The sequence below is a fragment of the Streptomyces sp. NPDC053673 genome, from assembly GCF_055585225.1.
On the sequence record NZ_JBVJKN010000028.1, the window covers coordinates 1 to 16886 of the forward strand.

Genomic DNA, 16886 nt, shown 5'->3' on the forward strand with positions numbered 1-16886 from the left:
GACAACGCAGCGTGGGGGCACCTCCCGTGCCCGAAGGGCTACGGGGGAGGGCGTGCCGGGCGTCGCGCGCCAGGCGGGATTTGTCAGACACGGCCCAGGGTCCCTCCGGCGGATCAGGCTGACCAGCACGTCCACCGGGCAGACCCTGAAGTTCCCGCACCCGCTCCGGCGAGCGTTCCTATGTCTTCACGTCACCGTGACCGTTACTGCCGTAAGCCTCTGGTTTCGCTCATGACTCGCCGGACGGTCTCTGGGCCACAATGCCCGTATGACTGATCATCAGGCCCATACTCCCGCCCGTCCGCTGCTGCGCCGCCCCCAGGACGGTGAACTCATAGACGTCGCCGGCGTCGCGCACTTCTTCCGGCTCACCGGCGAGCACACGGGCGGGCACTTCGCCTTCGAGGAGTTCAGCCTCGCCCCCGGCACCATTGGTGCCAGGCCACACGTGCACGACGGGCACGACGAGTACTTCTACGTTCTTGAGGGCGAGTTGACGCTCCACACCGGAGACGGCGAGGTGACGGCCGGCCCCGGACATCTGCTCGCCGCCACCCGCGGCACCCCGCACGGCTTCCGCAACGCGGGCCTGGTCCCCGCGCGCGCCCTGTGCCTCTACACCCCCGCCGGCTACGAAAACTACTTCCGGGACGTCCACGCCGCCGTGAGCGCCGGGGCCGAGGTGACCGACGAGCTGCTGGCCGAATTCCGCAGCCGTCACCGGACCAGCTCCCACCCGGTTTCCCCGGACAAGCCCTAGTTCAAGAGCTGGAAGAACTGCAAGAACTGACGGAACCGACGGAACCGACGGAACTGACTGACGTTATTGACAGGGGGTCTCTCGCAGGCACGCAAGCACGAGCCGAAGAGCCTGCCAAAGCCGGCTGACGACTGTCGGTTCCCACCCGACGGCCCGCCGCCCTCACGGGCGGCGGGCGTCCCCGGGGTTGTCCTCGTCGTCAGCAGACCCCGTACGTGGCGAGCCGGGCGAGGGCGGCGCGGCTCTCGGGTACGGACCTGGTGCAGCTGAGCGCGCCCAGGGCTTTCGCGGCGGCCATGCCGCGCTGGACGTAGAGCTCGGCGAGGTCCATGAGCCAGGGTGTGAGGGCGGCCTCGTCGTCGACCATGAGGCCGCACCAGTACAGGGTCGCTCGGCGATCCAGGCGGTGATACGGCGGGTCCAGACCTCCTGGAAGCCGGTCGTGGCGAGCCCCCCGACTGGCGCACTCGGCCTCGGCGTCGGCCATGCGCTCGGCCGTCACGTACCGGGCGTAGGGCATGCGCTCGCGCAGGACGGCCCGGATCCCGGTCCACTCGGGGTACTCGTTGTCGGAGGAGTCGTGGACGCGCCCCCTCCGGCGGCTCGGGCTCGGCGAGCGGCTCGGGCGGCAGGCAGGCTTCCAGCAACGCCCGCGCATAGGCGAGGGTCTCCTCGTCCTCCTTCTCCGAGGTCCAGATGAAGGCGTTGTCCCACGGGTACGGGTAGGCCCGCAGCACCTCCGGCAGCAGCGGGGTTTCGTCGGTGGCGGTCACGTGACTCCCCGACTCCGGGGCGGCCAGTCTCACAGGACAACCGGCGGTGGAGCAGGGTGACAAGAACCCGGCCCGCCTCCTGACGAACCGGGGGCGCCCGCACCCGGACGTCGCGCCATGCAGACGTCGATCGGGTCCTGCGCCTCCACGGTGAACCCGTGGCGCTCGTACAACCGCCGGGCGGCGCTGCCCTGCAGGACACTCAGGCGGACCAGCATACCGTCGGCATCGATCCGCTCCAGAAGGGTGACGAGGGAGCAGCCGGTGGGGTGAAGTCACCTCACATCGGGAGGCCCGGACCTCCCCGACCCGGTGATTCACCCGTTCGGCATCGTTTGAGTGGCCACGTGAATGACGTGGGCTTCTCATTGAGCTGGACCGCAACGCCGTGCGAGTGGGAGGTGGCCGATGTACAACATGTGCGCCGAACACATAGCGACGAAGACCGGCACCGGGCTCCTGTGGCATGCCCTGGACGGCGACGGCAACGCCCTGTGCGCTCGGATACTCAGCGACGAAGCGGCGTCGGCACAGGACGGCCTGGGCGACCGTGAGGACTACTGCCACAGCTGCATGGACGCCCTCGCCCATGCGGTTCGAGCTTCTCGTGTCGCAACCGATTCACGCACTCCGACCGGCGGCGCCGCGCAGCAGAACACCGGCATCGTTGCACCGAGTCCGGATGGTCACCCCCATGGGCACTGACACCTCCCGCAAGCCGAAGCGGTCGCGGCTCATCGCACGCTGGCGCGAATCGGCAAGCCAGCACCTCACTCCCACGAAGAGATCACTGATCGTGACGTGGATCGCCTTCGGCGTCACTTGGGGAACCGTACGGATCATCACCCACGGCATCCGCGGTGGATGGCTGCCCTGGGGCAACATCTCCGCCGGCGGCCAGCACCTGCACCACTACAACCTCGGCATCGGTACGCTCGCCGGCATCGGGCTCATCGCCGTACGCGGCGACGAGCGCGCCGTCGGCCACCCCGCCATCGCCGCCGCCTACGGCGCAGGAACCGCCCTCATCGCCGACGAATTCGCCCTGCTCCTCGATCTGCAGGACGTCTACTGGGCCGAGCAAGGGCGTCTCAGCGTGGATGTCTCCCTCGGCATCCTCTCCGCACTCGGCGCGTACCTGACCGCCATACCCTTCTGGCACGAGTGCGCTCGGGTGACCCGCCGCCACGTCGTCTCCGCCGCCAAGCGCGACCTGGCACCTGCCACATGAGCCGACCCCGGGTCCGGTACCACGCCTTACGGCCAAAACTGTCGGCTGCGCGCCCGCCTTTGCGGGCCTCGGCCGCGTGCTGATGGCCCGCACGATGGGGAGTCACCCGTGACTCCCCTGCGGCGACGGCCCGCCGCGGCAAGCGGCCGCCTGACAGTTGGTGTGCCGGACGCATCCGGCCGCCGGACTGCCGGGGGATCAGCACACGTCGGTCCGGGGACGGCACTTACCGGAGTCGTCACATGGGGAGCGAGAGCAGGCGCACCGCTCCAAGAGGCCGATTCGCACCGTCGCGCAGTGGCGTCCACATGGTTCGCAGCGGCATGATCACGAATCCGTCGGGTTGTTCGACGTGAACGTCCTGCTCAAGCGTTTGCCAGCCGAGTCGCTGGTAGAGCGGGACGAGGGGTGGCCGGCAGAAGAGAATCGCGTGCTGCGGCCCCATCGTCCGTGCGTGGTCCAGGGCTGCCGATACGGCCAAACGCGCCAGTCCATGCCCCCGCACATCAGGCGCGACAGCCACCCCGCCGACGCCCACCACCTGTGTGCCGACCCCACCGATCGATACGGGTAGCCGCAGCAGACCGGCGTGTGCAACAAGGCGGCCCTTGTGCCTGATACCGAAATGATCTTCCTTGGGCAGCCACGTCAATCCGGCGTCTGCGACTCCGAAGGGATCGGCACTGTCACCGAGGATTTCGATCTGGTCGGTCTTCGTATAGTCCGTGAGCCGCACCACGGTTGGCAATGCGGAAGAAGGGCGAACAGTCATCTCACCATGATCCTTCGTGTCGGCTCCTGGCCAACTGAGCACTCAGGGTGGCCGACTGAGGAGTCGTCACCGGGCATCCGTAGTGAAGGCCTTCTGGCCGGCGTGGATTGCGATGTCTACGCCCGGCGGCAGAGAGGCCCTCGTGCCCTACCGGAACTTCATTACCGCCGCCCGCCGAACTCCCAGCCGTGGACCTCGATCTCGGTGTACCGGTCCTGGGTCAGGACGGCGCGTGCCGTGTCGGGGTCCGGGGCCCGGACCAGCGCCGCCGTACCCAGCCAGATGGCGTCGTCGTCGGACAGCAGCGGCCCGTACGCGATCAGCTCGTCCCGGTCGGGCGGGACGTCGAGGTCGGCGGCCTGCCCCGAGCCGAGGCCGAGCACCAGGTACCGGTTGCCGCCGGTCCGGCCGCCGGGGAAATCCCACATCGTGCGCCCCAGCACGTTGCGCCACCGGCGCAGCAGCACGTCCCGGTACACGCCGGCCTGGTAGTTGGGCTCGTCGAAGGCGAACGCGCGGGCTGCAGCGGGATCTGGCAGGTCGACGATGTGCACGCTGCCGGTGGGCGTATCGCCGTCGCCGGCGAAGGTCGGGCCACGAGCGATCAACTCCGCCGCATACCCGTCCATGTAGGACCAGTGGTCTTCCAGCAGCTCGTCGCGCAACTTGACGGAGCCGGGCCGATCGCGGTGGTAACAGAAGAACTCCATGCCCACAGACTCTCCACAACATGCGGCAACATCTCAACAGGCTTTGGCGACGATGACCGCACGCTCCAAACGCGGCAGGGTCGACCTCGATGGTCGGCCACGGCACCGTGCCGGGGCCGAGGTCCTGGCGCGCCTACCTGATCAGGCCGACACGATTGCGCTCCTGCTCCTTGGCCGGCCAGTTACAGGGATCAGTCCGTTTGCCGGCCACCAGGCATGATCCGAGAGGCAGGACCGGGACCTGGCCCCGGCCCGCGCGCGCGACAGGGCCGGACGTGATCTGATGGTACCGGGGGCCGTTCCCAATAGTACCCGGGAGAGGTCCAGATGAGCACCTACAGAGCTGCTCAGGTGGCCGTCGCCGGCGGGCCGTTGGCGATCACCGAGCGTGAGGCCCCGAAGCCGGGCCCCGGCCACGTACGGATCGCCGTGGACGCCTGCGGGATCTGCCACAGCGACTCCTTCTTTGTCGACGCCATGCTTCCCGGAGTCCGGTTTCCGGTGGTCCCCGGGCATGAGATCGCCGGGCGCATCGACGAACTCGGCGAGGAAACACAAAGCCGCGGCTGGCAGGTCGGCGACCGGGTGACGGTGGGCTGGTTCGGCGGCAGCTGCGGCCACTGCACGCCCTGCAGACAGGGCGACTTCATTATGTGCGAGAACCTGAAGGTCCCCGGATGGGCATACGACGGAGGGTTCGCCGAGACGGTGATCGCACCGGCCGACGCCCTGGCCCGGATCCCCGACACGCTCGAGGCGACCGACGCGGCACCCTTGGCCTGTGCGGGGGTGACGACGTACAACGGCCTGCGGCGCAGCTCCGCACGGCCCGGCGACCTGGTCGCCGTCCTCGGCATCGGGGGCCTCGGCCACCTGGGCGTGCAGTACGCGGCCGCCATGGGCTTCGAGACGGTGGCCATCGCCCGCGGCGCCGACAAGGCCGACTTCGCCAGGCAGCTCGGCGCGCACCACTACGTCGACAGCACCGCGGACACCTCCGTCGCCGACGCGCTGAAGTCCCTCGGCGGCGCCAAGGCCGTTCTGGCCACCGCCGCCAACTCCAAGGCCATCACGGCGACCGTGGACGGGCTGTCCCACCGCGGCGAGCTGGTGGTCATCGGCGCGGACGCCGAGCCGCTGGGAATCAGCCCGATCCAATTGATCATGGGCGGCTTGGTCGTCCGCGGGCACTCGTCCGGCGGCGCGCAGGACGTGCAGGACACCATGGCGTTCAGCGCCCTGCACGGAATCCGCCCGACGATCGAAATCGTGCCGCTGGACCAGGCCGACGAGGCCTACCAGAAGATGATGTCCGGCGCCGCCCGCTTCCGGATGGTGCTCACCGCCCGCTGACCGTGACGGTTCGATCTCACCTGCGGTGACCACCGTCCGCCAGGTGCAGGAACGTCGCCGCAATGCCACCTTCACCCCGGGCGAGTCCCGAGCCTGGGCTCACCGTTCGCTGACGATGAGTCAGGAGTGACTGCGTGCACGGGTGTTCATTGGGACTGCGCGGTGATCGTGAACGGCGGTCGGGATCGGGGTCCAGGTCGGGTTGGCTCCGGGCCGGGGCCGGGAGCCGGGGTCGGGGTCGGGGTCGGGTGAACGGCGGTGCGGGGGGGCGGGAGTGCGGGAGTGCGATCAAGTGGAGAGGTACGTCCAGTACGCGGATGATCTCCCCCAGAGCTGCGCCTGGGAGGTGCCCCCACCGCCTTGCGATTGCACGCACCGGACGCCGCGCGCCCCGCCCTGCGGGCGGACGGCGAGCCCATGGTGATCGGCGTACTGGGGCGGGACGAGCTCTACTCGGTCATCGAAAAACCTGCTGAACAGGCCGGCTTGACGTTCGCTCCGGGTGTGGTGGCCCGAATGGTCGACGACTGCGGGGGCGGCGACGCGCTGCCGCTACTGGCGTACACCTTGCAGGAGCTGTACCTGCGGGCCGGAGGGACGGGCGGGACCGTGACCCCGCCCTGCGTCGCGGCGTACCGGACCACGTTCGATGCGTGAGACGACAAGTCGGCATCGGCGGCGGCTCTTGGGCCGGCCAGGTGCCGAGCGAGTGCAGGAGGCGCTGCTGTCCAGCGTGCACTACGCCCTGCGGATCACTCCCCGACCCGGTGGTAGTAGACCGTGGCCGAGAGCCACTCGCCGTGTTCGGTGATCTCCGAGTGGATGACGATGTCCTGGATCTCCACAGGGCCGAGGGACTCGATGGAGTCTGCCACCCGCCGCAGCAGGGCGGGGGCGCTGTCGCAGCCCGGACCGGAGGGGTTGGCCTGGGAGAAGTGGTGCACGGTGTGATGCTCGGGTTCGGCCGGCATGGCGACTGATCATAGCTGCGTGACAACCCGGGAGGGACCGGGGCAACCTTTCGCCTACCTCGGCACCACCGTCTTCGCCGCCGCAGTCGCCTTCCGGTCGGCTCCGATCACGATCGAACAGACGGAACCTATGCCTGCTCGGGCAGCCGGTCGAGGCGGTCGCGGTGGGCGGAGGTCAGGTGGAGGTTCGCTGCGGCGAGGTTCTCCTCCAGGTGGTCGATCCGGGCGCTGCCAGGGATCGGGAGGATTACCGCCGAGTGGCCGAGGAGCCATGCGAGCGCGACCTGGGTGGGTGTGGCCCCGGCCTCGGCAGCCACGGCGCGCTGACCGCGCGGCACGAGACGTGGTCGGCGTTGGCGAGCCGACGCGCGACTCACGTGTCCGCGTCAAGGTGCTTGATCTTGATCCAGTCGCGGGAGCGGCGTCCGGGCAGGTACGGGCTGGTGAGCCGTTTGGCAATCACCCCGTCGAAGCCTTCCGTGTACGTCTGCTCGAGTGCCTGAGCGGCGCTCGAGGGCCAGGCCGCGGGCACGGCGATGCCGGGTCCGGGCAGGGCGAGGTCGTCCAGGAGATCCCGGCGGGACGTGTAGGGCAGGTGCACCGTCGGTTCCCCGAGATACAGGATGTCGAAGATCATCAGATGGACGGGAAGGTCCTCGCGGGCGTGGGCGACGGCGTCCGGATGGTGCAGGCTCATCCGCTGCTGCAGCTGCTCCACCGATGGGTGCCCCTGGCCGTCCAGGGTGATGATCTCACCGTCGAGCACTGCTTCCGGCGCGGGCAGCAGACCGGCCAGTGACTGGAACTCCGGGTACTGGGCCGTGGCGTCCACTCCGGTCGCCGAGAGCAGGCGCACACTGCCGTCACCGGGCAGATGGACGATGACACGGGCGCCGTTCCACAGCGTTTCGTACGCGTATTCGGCCTCTGCCTCCGGTCCGGGTGGCGGACCGATCACCGCGAGCATCGGCGCCAGGGGAGGCAGCGCACCGTGCGAGGCGGGGGGCGGGTGCACGCTCATGGTTTCCAGCGTGACCCCGTCGACGCGCTTCGGCCACCCGCCTGCCCGGCGCGCCCCCCGACGACGCCGGGGCCGGAGGGCGGATCGACGGCGCCCACAGGGCCGATGCCGCGGCTTGCCCGGTCCTGCGTCAGCCCGTTACACGCGCTGCCACCGCTTGGTGGTATGTCCCGAAATGTGTTCTTGGTCGGTTGGTGGTTTGCTGCTCCGTGGCGGCGGACCGACTTCCGGTTTGCCGTTTCTCGTGCGTTTCCGTCGGAGACTCAAGGAGGAGTCCGAATGTCCGTCTACACCCCCCAGCAGATCGGCCAGCCGCAGACCCAGCAGCCTTACGGCCAGCCCCCGATGGGCCAGCAGCTGTTCGGCCAGCAGCAGCCGTTCGCCCAGGGCCAGGGCCAGTTCGGCCAAGGGCAGCAGCCGTTCGGGATGCAGGGGCAGCAGCAGTTGCCGTTGCTGGTGACCGAGCTGTCGCTGCGATGTGCGGCGACAGCGGTGAGCGCGGTGACGGAACATCTGCGGACGGACCCGCAGATCCTCATGGGCATCCAGGCGCAGGGGCAGATCCCGCCGCACGCCTGGAGCATGGTGCTGACCGAGTGCGCCCGCCGGATCGCGCCCATCGTGCACACCGCGCTCGCGCAGATCACCGGCCAGGGCCAGGCGGGCCAGTTCGGGCAGTTCCCCGGCCAGCAGGTGCAGGGCCAGCCCGGTCAGTTCGGCCAGTTCGGTCAGATCCACGGCCAGGGAATCTTCGGGCAGCAGCCGCAGTACGGGCAGATGTCGGGCCTGGGCATGTGAGACGCGGCCGGGCGGGCCGCTGCCCCGTTCCCGGGGCCGGCCCGCCCGGCCTGTGGTGCCGCTGCGTGGAGGCGAGACGCCGCGCAGCGGTAGCCGCTGGTGGGAGCGGACGGCACGCCCGCTCCCACCGCCGCGGCTGGTGACGTTGAAGCGTGCGAAGACCTTCGAGACGGCGGTTTAGGTGATGAGTGAGCAGGGCGGCGGCATGAAGCCGGGCAACGGCAGCAAGGGCGGAAAGTCGCAGGGCGCGCAGAATGCGGCGGGGAAGCAGCCCGGCGAGGCTGTGAGCGGGCCGGGTGAGCCGGCCGGGCAGAGCGCCAGGCGGACGGAACGGGAACCGGGGCGGGTCCCGGGACGGGGTGTGCGGGCGGGATGGGGCCGGTATCTGGTGGCGCCCCGTCCGGTGGGCCGGCTGGCGGGCGGGGTGCCACCGATCGAAGCGACCGCGCTGTTCGCTCTGCTGGAGGAAGACCCTGACGTGGAACCGGTGGCGCAGGTGCGTCCGTCGCGCTCCCGCGGACTTGGGGCGATCGCGGAGCCGCACCCCGCCTGCCCGCCGGTCGCCGTGGTCGCCATGCCCGAGGAGCGGGCCCGTGCGCTGGCCGCGAACCCGCAGGTCGTCGTCGAGATCGACCAGCCGCTGTCCTACACCCCCATCCCGGCGATCGGCGGCCTGACCGGTGGCGGCGTGACCGCCGCGGACCCGGCGCTCGCCGTCACGCTGGAGGAGCCCGAGCAGATCAGTGTGGTGGTCAGGGGGCGGGACGGCGATGTGCTGCCGAGCGCGCACGTGTGGGCGATCGGCACCGCCGCCACCGCTCACGGGATGACCGGCCGGGACGGGCGGGTGAGCCTGCAACTGGCCGCGGACACCCCGGCCACCCTCCAGGCGTTGTACGTCCGCCCGGTGAGCGGCTACTGGCCGCAGCGGATCGACCTCCCCCTTCTCGCCGACAACGGGGAGCGGGTCGTGGAGGTGCGGGCTCTGGAGGACACGTTCGAGGGGTTCCCGGGCCGGGCGGTGACCGGCTGGGGTACACAGGCGATGCGGCTGCACCAGATCCCTCCCACGTACCGCGGTCACGGCGTCAGAATCGCCCTCCTCGACTCCGGAGTGAATGCCGCCCACCCCGATCTCAAGGAGGCGGTGCGGGCTGGGTACGACTTCACCGCCGCCGGCTCCGGTGACAGTGCGTGGCAAGTGGACGCATGTGGTCACGGCACCTGGTGCGCCGGGATCATCGCCGCGGCCGACAACCGCACCGGCATCACCGGAATCGCCGCGGAGGCCGAACTCCACGCACTGAAACTGTTCCCCGGCGGACGGGTCAGCGACCTGCTCCGCGCCATCGACTACTGCATCACCCACGACATCGACATCGCCCAGATCAACCTCGCCTACATGGTTCCGTCCCAGCTGGTGGCATGGAAGCTGCTGGACGCGCGCGCCGCAGGGGTGGCTGTCATCGCTCCGGCCGGCGACACTGCAGGGCCTGTCGCGCACGTCGCCACCCTGCCGGGCGTCCTCGCGGTGGGGGCTATCGCACACACCGGCACCTACCCGGCCACCAGCCCCCACGCCCTGGCGCAACCACCGTGGCCTGGCCCCTACGCCGCACCGTTCACGCCGGCCGGCCCGGGCGTGGATCTGGTCGCGCCGGGTGCCGCGGTGATCACCACCGCCCTCGGTGACAGCTACACCCCGGCCGACGGCACCGCGATCGCCGCCGCCCACGTCACCGGCCTCGCCGCCCTGCTGCTGGCCCACCACGATCACCTGCGCACCCAGGCCATCCCCCGCACCCCGGCTCGCGCCGACCACCTCCACGCCCTGCTGCGCACCGCCTGCCGGCCCGTCCCCGGCGCCGACCCGGCCCGTATGGGGGCGGGGCTTGCCGACGCCCCAACGGCTCTCGGCACCCCCGCCACCTGGCAGCAGGACCCTCGCGCGGAACGGATGTACGCGGCAGCCGCCGGGCCCTACCCACCCCAGGCCTGAGGAGCGGCACCGCAAGCTCCGTCCCCGGCGTCTGTCGCCACGACGCCGGGGACGGACCTGCGCAAGCTCAGCCGAACAAGTCCCGCACCCGGATCGTGCGCACCCGCAGCCACCTCGCCCGGCGCGGCGGCAGCCGCCCGCCCAGCGCCGCGAGCGTCGCTTTCCTGGGCGGCTGCCGGTCCGCACGCACCGCGGCCCAGAAGTCCCGCCACGCGTCGGACTCCGTCGGTCCGCGCCCGACCACGTCCATGCCCGGGCACGACACCACATAGCCGTCCGGGATCACCTCGACCGACACCGCCTGTCGTTCCACAGCCACCACCACCCATACGTACGGGGAGAACAGAACAGGTCCGGGACCACAACGCGGAGACATGGCCCGCTTCAGTCCGTACCCGGAAGAACCTGATGTGCGAAAGCGTCGGCGACACAGCCGGGCCGGGGAGGATCCCGGTCACATGACCGTCGCCGCATCGCACCCGGTACGGCTGCTCACGTAGCGTGCCGGGCCCCGGTGCGTACCGCGCATAACCGGGACCCGGCCGCTTCCTGCCGCACGACCGCTCATCAAATGCGGCATATATACAGCGAAACCCGGACAAGCGACTCTGTCCAGTGGCGGAGCCTCCGGCCTTCACCCCTGGCACTCCAGGAACGGCTTCCGGGAGACGGTCCTGAGGGTGTTGTGGTGGAGTCTCGGCCCAGGTGACGAGCATGCCGGCATCGGCGGAGTGGCCCGGACCTGGGTGATCCGGAGGGTCGGACGAAGGCGCCGGAGCAGTTCGCCGGCGGCGTCCCGGTCCGCGGCGCCAGCGCTCAGCGGGCCCTGACTTCGTCGACGTCCAGGCCGCGGTCGACGCCGTGGGGGACGACCTTCTGCCCGGGCTCGATTTCCAGGCGCTTGCCGTCGAGGTGGACCTCGACCTGGTCCGGCTCGAACGACACCATGTCGCCAACCCTTCCGACCTCCTCATAGGCGTTGCGGTACGACCAGGCAGCGCGGTTCACGTCGCCGATGGCGTAGTAGTCGCACAGGCCCTTGTAGGGGCAGAAGGTTGCCCAACCATCAGAACGTGCGGCAGCCCCCAGGCAGGCGGCGGGGCCGTGCCACCGGATGCCGCGGGCCCGCCGCGCCGCCGACGGGCGTGCCCAACTCCCGTTCCAGCGCCGCGATCTGATGGGACAGCGCCGGCTGCGACATGGGCAACACGCCCGCGGCTCTGGTCACCGAGACCTCGTTGACGAAAGCCACCCATCACTCCGGCGCCGCCGCAGGATCACGGCGACACCGGCGAAAGAACCAGTGCCCCTCCCGGCAAGCTTTGCCCTGTCGCGGCACTAGCATCGGACACAGCACGAACCCGCCCCACATCCCGACAAGGCCCACATCAGCCGCGGCCGCCCGACCGCCCGCGCCCTGGCGGACACGGGCATTCCCCCGGATGCCGACGCCTACCTCTGCGGTCCGCCCGCCTTCATGGACGAACTCGGCGGCTACCTGCGCGATCACGGCTTGAGCCCCGACCGGATCCACATGGAACTGTTCAGCGCGCTCCCCGCCATCAACCCCGGCATCACGCCAACCGCCGCCGTCCGCCCGCACCAGCCATCGGGCCCCACCGGCACCGGCCCCCTCGTCACCTTCGCCCGCAGCGGTATCACCACCCGCTGGTCTCCGGCCCACGCATCACTGCTCGGCCTCGCCGAAGCCTGCGACATCCCCACCCGCTGGTCCTGCCGCACGGGGGTGTGCCACACCTGCATCACCCCCCTCGTCTCCGGCAACATCACCTACACCACCCAGCCCCTCGAACTCCCCGAGACCGGCACCGTACTGGTGTGCTGCAGCGAGCCGACCACCGAAGTCGTCCTCGACCTCTAGGGCCTGCCTACTTCCACGGCTCCTGGTGCGCGGCCAGGAGGAGGGCTGGTGGCACTTCGAGACCGCGTGCGTGGCCCACGCCTGGTGCGACGCGTAGGCACTCGCAACTGATCGACCACAACGCCTCGGCCTTCCACCCCGATGGAAGGCCGAGGCGTTGCCGCGTACCCAAGAAGCACCCTGGGGCACCTCTGACCTGGGTGATCTCGAAGACGCAGAGATCCAGAATCGTGTCAAGTCACGGGTTTTCGGGAGTTAACCGCAAGGTCCCCGTCGCCTTCCCTCGAAGTGCGGGCCGTCAGCCGCGGCCACCTCGGAGACCGGAGAACGACCATGACCACCCAAGCGCCGGACCCTCACCACGGAAGCGATCCCCCCGTACGCCCCACGCGCACCAGGCCCGTCGCGCGCTGGGCGGCCAAGCTCAGACGGGCCCTGCACCGGGCCGTGACCGGCGCGGCCGCGCTGCCCGGTCGTGTCGCCGACACCTGGGCTCCAGGAGCGCGCCGCGGGCGGTGGAGTCCTGTGTGGCCGGCCGCGCTGGTCGGTCTGGTCGCCGGCGGAGGGCTGCTGAGCGTGCTGTTCATCCACGCACCGGCGCTCAACCACCAGGAGGCCGCAGCAAGCACCGACCCCGCCCGATCGGCGGCGCTGCGCCCCTTCTACACGCAGAAGATCGACTGGAAGCCCTGCGGTACCGGTGTCCAGTGCGGACGGCTGGAGGTGCCTCTGGACTACGCCGACCCGGGTGGGCGCACCATCCAGCTGGCCCTTGCCCGTAGGCAGGCGACCGACCCGGGCGAGCGGATCGGCTCTCTCGTGTACAACCCGGGAGGACCGGGCGGCTCCGGTGTCGAGACCGTGCACAATCCGGACACGTTCTCCACCGCACGGCTGCGCTCCCAGTACGACTTCGTCAGTTTCGACCCACGCGGCGTCGGGCAGAGCGCGGCGATAACCTGCGGACCCGTCGCGCCGGCGGCCGACTCCGCTCCGGTCGACGCCGTCCCGTTCGACATCACGCCGGACGACCCGGCCGAGATCACCGCACTGATCGAGGCCAACAGGCAGTCCGGCGCCGCTTGCCAGGCCGACTCCGGGGCGCGGCTGGCCCATGTCTCCACCCAGGAGACCGCTCGCGACATGGACGTGCTCCGCGCCGCTCTGGGGGATGCCGAGCTGAATTACCTGGGCGTGTCCTACGGCACCTCCATAGGCACCGTCTACGCCGAGCAGTTCCCCGACCGGGTCGGCCGGATGGTCCTCGACGCCGCCGTCGACCCCCGGGTCAACAGGCTGGACTATCTACGCCAACAGGCCGCCGGGTTCCAGCTGGCCATGGACGCTTTCCTGGCCGACTGTGCCACCAGAGGGGACTGCCCGCTGGGCACCGACCTGCCCGGCGCCCGGCAACGCCTGGACGAGCTGCTGGCGCAGCTCGACCGCACGCCACTGCCGGCAGGCGAGGCGGGCATCCTCGACAAGGACACCGCCACCGCGGCGATATCGACTGCGATGTACAACAAGGAACTCTGGCCCCAGCTGCGGGCAGCCCTTGGGCAGGCGCTCGCCGGCAACGGGGCGGACCTGGCGCTGTTCAACACCCCTGACGCATCATTCTCCGGACAGGCCTTCGCGGCGGTCCAATGCCTGGACCTCCCCCCGGCCCTGACCTCGGCCGAGCAGGTCCAGGCCGCGATGCCCTCCTTCCGGCAGGCCTCCCCCGTGTTCGGAGAGCAGGCCGCCTGGAACGCGCTGAACTGCGCGGACTGGCCCGCCAAGCACGTCGGCACCCCGCATGAGGTCAACGCCCCTGGTACGCCGCCGATCCTGGTGGTGGGCACCACCCGGGACCCGGCCACCCCGTACCCGTGGGCCCAGGGACTGGCCGAGCAGCTGGACTCCGGCGTGCTCCTGACCCGCGACGGCGACGGCCACAGCGGGTACATCATGGGCAGTCCCTGCGTCGACGACGCAGTTGACACCTACCTGCTCGAGGGCCGCCCTCCCGCGGACGGAACCCGGTGCACCTGATCTGCTCGATCACGGCCCGCTGAACCGAGGGCCACGGGCGAATGTGGGTGGAGCCCGGCGGCGGGAGTGGAACTCCCGCCGCCGGGCTCGTGCTTCGCGGACACCCGGGCGCAGTGGGCGTCAGTCCAGGAGCGGCAGGAGCCATCGCTCGGCCAGGGTCTCGAACGCGTGCATCCGGCCCATGGAACACAACGCGACACCCCCAGGCGTCCCAATTCGGCCGCCCGAGCGCGAAACCGGTCGGCAGAGGCCGAACCCAACGCTCGACGGCCACCGGGACCGGCCGGACGGTCTTGCACGCGCCGCGGGAGAAAGCGGCAGAAAGGCACGCAGCTGAACGGGCACACTCCAGACAACCGGTGCCGGCCGGCGCCCCGAAAGGTACCGGCTCCCCACGGCACAGCATCGTACGAGCAGAAAGGCTGAAGGCCGACGTCATGACCGACGAACTCACCGTGAGCGTCCTGGGCACCGGAATCATGGGGGCCGCGATGGCCCGCAACCTCGCCCGGGCCGGACACACCGTCCGCGCATGGAACCGCACCCGGTCCAAGGCCGAGCCGCTGGCCGCGGACGGCGCGCACATCGCCGACACCCCCGCCGAAGCCGTGCAGGATGCCGATGTCGTGCTCACCATGGTCCACGACGGCCCCGCCGCCCTGGAGACCATGCGGCAGGCGGCGCCCGCCCTGCGCCCCGGCACCGCCTGGGTGCAGTCCACGACCGCCGGGCTCGAGGCCGTCCGCGAACTGGCCGACTTCGCCCGGGAGCACCAGCTGGTCTTCTTCGACGCACCCGTCCTCGGCACCCGCGAGCCCGCGGAGGCCGGGCAGCTGGTCGTGCTGGCCGCAGGCCCGAGCCAGGGCCGGGAGGCCGTGGCGCCGGTCCTGGACGCCGTCGGCGCCCGCACGGTGTGGACCGGCGACGACGGCGCGACGGGCAGCGCCACCCGCCTCAAGCTCGTGGCCAACAGCTGGGTCATCGCGGCCACCACCGCGGCCGGTGAGGTCCTGGCCCTGTCCAAGGGCCTCGGCGTGGACCCGCAGAGCTTCTTCGACCTCATCGCCGGCGGCCCGCTCGACATGGGCTACCTGCGCGCCAAGGCCGCCCTCGTCCTGGAGGACCGTCTGTCACCGGCCGGCTTCGCTGTCGCCACCGCAGCCAAGGACGCTCGCCTGATCGTCGAGGCCGGCCGGCAGCACGGCATCCGCCTCGATGTGGCCGCCGCCGGCGCCGAACGCCTCACCCGCGCCGCCGCCCAAGGCCACGGCGACGAAGACATGGCCGCCGCCTACTTCGCCAGCTTCGACGAAGGACACGCTCCCTGACCGCAACCCCGTGCTCTTCTACAACGACACGGGGCACCTCCCCAACGGGGCTTCGCTGGACCGGCTTCCCGCCCGACTTCCACGGCTGAGGGGAGCGGTCCGCCGATCGCCTCCGCGATCAGCGCACGTCCAGCGGCACTCGCCGGGCCGACGCGTCAGCCAGGCGGCACCGCCAAATGCGTGAACAACACCCCACACACTGATCACTCCGTGGCGTGATCAGCGGCAGGTGGTCAACCAGGTGGTCAACGGCCTGCTGGGGCGGATGCCCGGGCGATCCGAGACCGTCCCAGCCGCACTACGAAGGCGATGGCGGCAATGGCGGCGAGTACGCCGAGGGCATCCGTGACCATGCCGACGCGCAAGGCGCCCCTGACCGGTTCCACCTGCTCGGCCCGCCCGTACAGGGCCTGGGCCCAGCGGTTGGCAACGGTCCACGACACGAAGGAAAGCCACCACCCGATGACCCACAGCCGGGAGTGACCGCGAGCGTTGTCCTCGGGCCTGCTCGACGCCCACAAGTCGCGAGCGATCAGGAACGGGACCCCGAGGTTCACAACAGGGACGAACCAGCCGGCCAGAGCCCAACGCCGACTCTGCCACCACCGTCGATGGGCAGGAAGAGAGCCGGCCCGCTCCCACGCCTGGACGAACCACAGCACGAAGAGAAGACCCGCTCCCGCAAAGACGGCGACTTGGGCACCCGCGAAGTTGCCCACCCACATCTCGGCGCGCAGGACGGGCTCGCCGTGAGACATGTGCCCCAGCACGGTGTGCAGGCGCAGCTGGGCCACCAGATGTGCCACGGCCAGAGCGATGTTCGCTCCGAGCGCGGCGCACACGACAGCCCCTGAACCCTTGCCCACCGGTGCTCCCACGTCGACGGCGGCCGAACCCGGTCGGCTTTGGGACGAGCAATGTATGGGGCCCGGAGCGGGCCCGTCCAGACAGGAGCTCCCAGCCTGCGATCTCCTACATCTTCGGCGCCGCATGGGTGGCCGGGTGTCACGGGCCGAGGGTGATGGCGAGGCGGGTGAGTTCCGCGGTGCTGTGGATGCCGAGCTTGGCGCGGATGCGGCGGAGGTAGGCGTCGACGGTGTGCCTGGAGAGTCCCATGTGGCGGGCGGTCTGCAGGTAGGTGCGTCCTGCGGCGATGTGCCGCAGTGCCTCCTGCTCGCGCGGGGCCAGCACATGCTGCGCGAGCCGGGCAGCGGCGCGGGTCCCGGGGGAGGCTCCCGGGACCCGGATCCACAA

20 protein-coding genes and 2 pseudogenes are annotated in these 16886 nt (G+C 70.7%); 10 read left to right on the forward strand and 12 right to left on the reverse strand.

The window, feature by feature from the left end:
* Nucleotides 1–268 precede the first annotated feature (268 nt).
* The gene (locus ACZ6ZQ_RS29695) at nucleotides 269–760 is read left to right on the forward strand and encodes a cupin domain-containing protein (RefSeq protein WP_469771593.1); all 492 of its coding nucleotides are present in this window, start codon (nucleotides 269–271) and stop codon (nucleotides 758–760) included.
* A gap of 199 nt (nucleotides 761–959) precedes the next feature.
* Here ACZ6ZQ_RS29695 and ACZ6ZQ_RS29700 read toward each other — a convergent pair whose 3' ends face one another.
* Entirely contained in the window at nucleotides 960–1418 is a 459-nt protein-coding gene (locus ACZ6ZQ_RS29700; protein ID WP_469771594.1) for a hypothetical protein, read from the reverse strand.
* Between the two features lie 144 nt (nucleotides 1419–1562).
* Nucleotides 1563–1778: pseudogene (locus ACZ6ZQ_RS29705) on the reverse strand (hypothetical protein); the annotation flags it as partial.
* A 163-nt stretch (nucleotides 1779–1941) separates the two neighbouring features.
* Here ACZ6ZQ_RS29705 and ACZ6ZQ_RS29710 point away from each other — a divergent pair.
* Both ACZ6ZQ_RS29710 and ACZ6ZQ_RS29715 read left to right on the forward strand, forming a co-directional pair.
* Nucleotides 1942–2238, forward strand: a complete 297-nt coding sequence (locus ACZ6ZQ_RS29710) for a hypothetical protein (protein WP_469771595.1) — start codon at nucleotides 1942–1944, stop codon at nucleotides 2236–2238.
* Nucleotides 2228–2764: a hypothetical protein gene (locus tag ACZ6ZQ_RS29715; protein WP_469771596.1), complete on the forward strand. Its 537-nt coding sequence runs from the start codon at nucleotides 2228–2230 to the stop codon at nucleotides 2762–2764. The genes ACZ6ZQ_RS29710 and ACZ6ZQ_RS29715 overlap by 11 nt, the downstream gene beginning before the upstream one ends.
* Nucleotides 2765–3002: 238 nt before the next feature.
* On the opposite strand, the gene ACZ6ZQ_RS29720 is transcribed toward ACZ6ZQ_RS29715, so the two are convergent.
* Both ACZ6ZQ_RS29720 and ACZ6ZQ_RS29725 read right to left on the reverse strand, forming a co-directional pair.
* Nucleotides 3003–3536, reverse strand: a complete 534-nt coding sequence (locus tag ACZ6ZQ_RS29720) for a GNAT family N-acetyltransferase (RefSeq protein ID WP_469771597.1) — start codon at nucleotides 3534–3536, stop codon at nucleotides 3003–3005.
* 161 nt (nucleotides 3537–3697) lie between these two features.
* Nucleotides 3698–4246: a YciI family protein gene (locus ACZ6ZQ_RS29725; protein ID WP_469771598.1), complete on the reverse strand. Its 549-nt coding sequence runs from the start codon at nucleotides 4244–4246 to the stop codon at nucleotides 3698–3700.
* Between the two features lie 327 nt (nucleotides 4247–4573).
* Between ACZ6ZQ_RS29725 and ACZ6ZQ_RS29730 the strand changes: the two genes are divergently transcribed.
* Together ACZ6ZQ_RS29730 and ACZ6ZQ_RS29735 are read left to right on the forward strand one after the other, a co-directional pair.
* The gene (locus tag ACZ6ZQ_RS29730; protein ID WP_469771599.1) at nucleotides 4574–5599 is read left to right on the forward strand and encodes an alcohol dehydrogenase; all 1026 of its coding nucleotides are present in this window, start codon (nucleotides 4574–4576) and stop codon (nucleotides 5597–5599) included.
* Nucleotides 5600–5959: 360 nt separating this feature from the next.
* Nucleotides 5960–6256, forward strand: a complete 297-nt coding sequence (locus ACZ6ZQ_RS29735) for an nSTAND1 domain-containing NTPase (protein WP_469771600.1) — start codon at nucleotides 5960–5962, stop codon at nucleotides 6254–6256.
* A 95-nt stretch (nucleotides 6257–6351) separates the two neighbouring features.
* Here ACZ6ZQ_RS29735 and ACZ6ZQ_RS29740 read toward each other — a convergent pair whose 3' ends face one another.
* The 3 genes and pseudogenes from ACZ6ZQ_RS29740 to ACZ6ZQ_RS29750 form a co-directional block, all read right to left on the reverse strand.
* Nucleotides 6352–6570 (reverse strand): hypothetical protein, encoded by a 219-nt coding sequence (locus ACZ6ZQ_RS29740; RefSeq protein WP_469771601.1) that lies wholly within the window; start codon nucleotides 6568–6570, stop codon nucleotides 6352–6354.
* A 128-nt stretch (nucleotides 6571–6698) separates the two neighbouring features.
* A pseudogene (locus tag ACZ6ZQ_RS29745) lies at nucleotides 6699–6890 on the reverse strand (aldo/keto reductase); the annotation flags it as partial.
* 53 nt (nucleotides 6891–6943) lie between these two features.
* The gene (locus ACZ6ZQ_RS29750; protein ID WP_469771602.1) at nucleotides 6944–7591 is read right to left on the reverse strand and encodes an ATP-dependent DNA ligase; all 648 of its coding nucleotides are present in this window, start codon (nucleotides 7589–7591) and stop codon (nucleotides 6944–6946) included.
* A gap of 279 nt (nucleotides 7592–7870) precedes the next feature.
* On the opposite strand from ACZ6ZQ_RS29750, the gene ACZ6ZQ_RS29755 reads away from it, so the two are divergent.
* Nucleotides 7871–8389, forward strand: coding sequence for a hypothetical protein (locus ACZ6ZQ_RS29755; RefSeq protein ID WP_469771603.1), 519 nt, complete (start codon nucleotides 7871–7873; stop codon nucleotides 8387–8389).
* A 184-nt stretch (nucleotides 8390–8573) separates the two neighbouring features.
* Nucleotides 8574–10388 (forward strand): S8 family serine peptidase, encoded by a 1815-nt coding sequence (locus tag ACZ6ZQ_RS29760; RefSeq protein ID WP_469771604.1) that lies wholly within the window; start codon nucleotides 8574–8576, stop codon nucleotides 10386–10388.
* 67 nt (nucleotides 10389–10455) lie between these two features.
* On the opposite strand, the gene ACZ6ZQ_RS29765 is transcribed toward ACZ6ZQ_RS29760, so the two are convergent.
* From ACZ6ZQ_RS29765 to ACZ6ZQ_RS29775, 3 genes are all read right to left on the reverse strand, one after another.
* Nucleotides 10456–10701 carry a hypothetical protein gene (locus ACZ6ZQ_RS29765; protein WP_469771605.1) on the reverse strand — a complete coding sequence of 82 codons (246 nt, stop codon included), beginning with the start codon at nucleotides 10699–10701 and terminating at the stop codon, nucleotides 10456–10458.
* 503 nt (nucleotides 10702–11204) lie between these two features.
* Complete coding sequence (locus ACZ6ZQ_RS29770) at nucleotides 11205–11504, reverse strand: DUF427 domain-containing protein (protein WP_469771683.1); 300 nt, start codon at nucleotides 11502–11504, stop codon at nucleotides 11205–11207.
* Nucleotides 11455–11640 (reverse strand): helix-turn-helix domain-containing protein, encoded by a 186-nt coding sequence (locus ACZ6ZQ_RS29775; RefSeq protein WP_469771606.1) that lies wholly within the window; start codon nucleotides 11638–11640, stop codon nucleotides 11455–11457. Before ACZ6ZQ_RS29775 ends, ACZ6ZQ_RS29770 begins: the two co-directional genes overlap by 50 nt.
* A 225-nt stretch (nucleotides 11641–11865) precedes the next feature.
* On the opposite strand from ACZ6ZQ_RS29775, the gene ACZ6ZQ_RS29780 reads away from it, so the two are divergent.
* The 3 genes from ACZ6ZQ_RS29780 (at nucleotide 11866) to ACZ6ZQ_RS29790 (ending at nucleotide 15632) form a co-directional block, all read left to right on the forward strand.
* Nucleotides 11866–12270 (forward strand): 2Fe-2S iron-sulfur cluster-binding protein, encoded by a 405-nt coding sequence (locus ACZ6ZQ_RS29780; RefSeq protein ID WP_469771607.1) that lies wholly within the window; start codon nucleotides 11866–11868, stop codon nucleotides 12268–12270.
* Nucleotides 12271–12603: 333 nt separating this feature from the next.
* Entirely contained in the window at nucleotides 12604–14304 is a 1701-nt protein-coding gene (locus ACZ6ZQ_RS29785; protein ID WP_469771608.1) for an alpha/beta hydrolase, read from the forward strand.
* Nucleotides 14305–14741: 437 nt separating this feature from the next.
* The gene (locus ACZ6ZQ_RS29790) at nucleotides 14742–15632 is read left to right on the forward strand and encodes an NAD(P)-dependent oxidoreductase (protein WP_469771609.1); all 891 of its coding nucleotides are present in this window, start codon (nucleotides 14742–14744) and stop codon (nucleotides 15630–15632) included.
* 245 nt (nucleotides 15633–15877) lie between these two features.
* Here the strand turns inward: ACZ6ZQ_RS29790 and ACZ6ZQ_RS29795 are convergent, their stop codons facing one another.
* Together ACZ6ZQ_RS29795 and ACZ6ZQ_RS29800 are read right to left on the reverse strand one after the other, a co-directional pair.
* On the reverse strand, nucleotides 15878–16498 hold the full coding sequence (locus ACZ6ZQ_RS29795; RefSeq protein WP_469771610.1) for a DUF4328 domain-containing protein: 621 nt from the start codon (nucleotides 16496–16498) through the stop codon (nucleotides 15878–15880).
* 139 nt (nucleotides 16499–16637) lie between these two features.
* The gene (locus tag ACZ6ZQ_RS29800) at nucleotides 16638–16886 is read right to left on the reverse strand and encodes a response regulator transcription factor (protein ID WP_469771611.1); all 249 of its coding nucleotides are present in this window, start codon (nucleotides 16884–16886) and stop codon (nucleotides 16638–16640) included.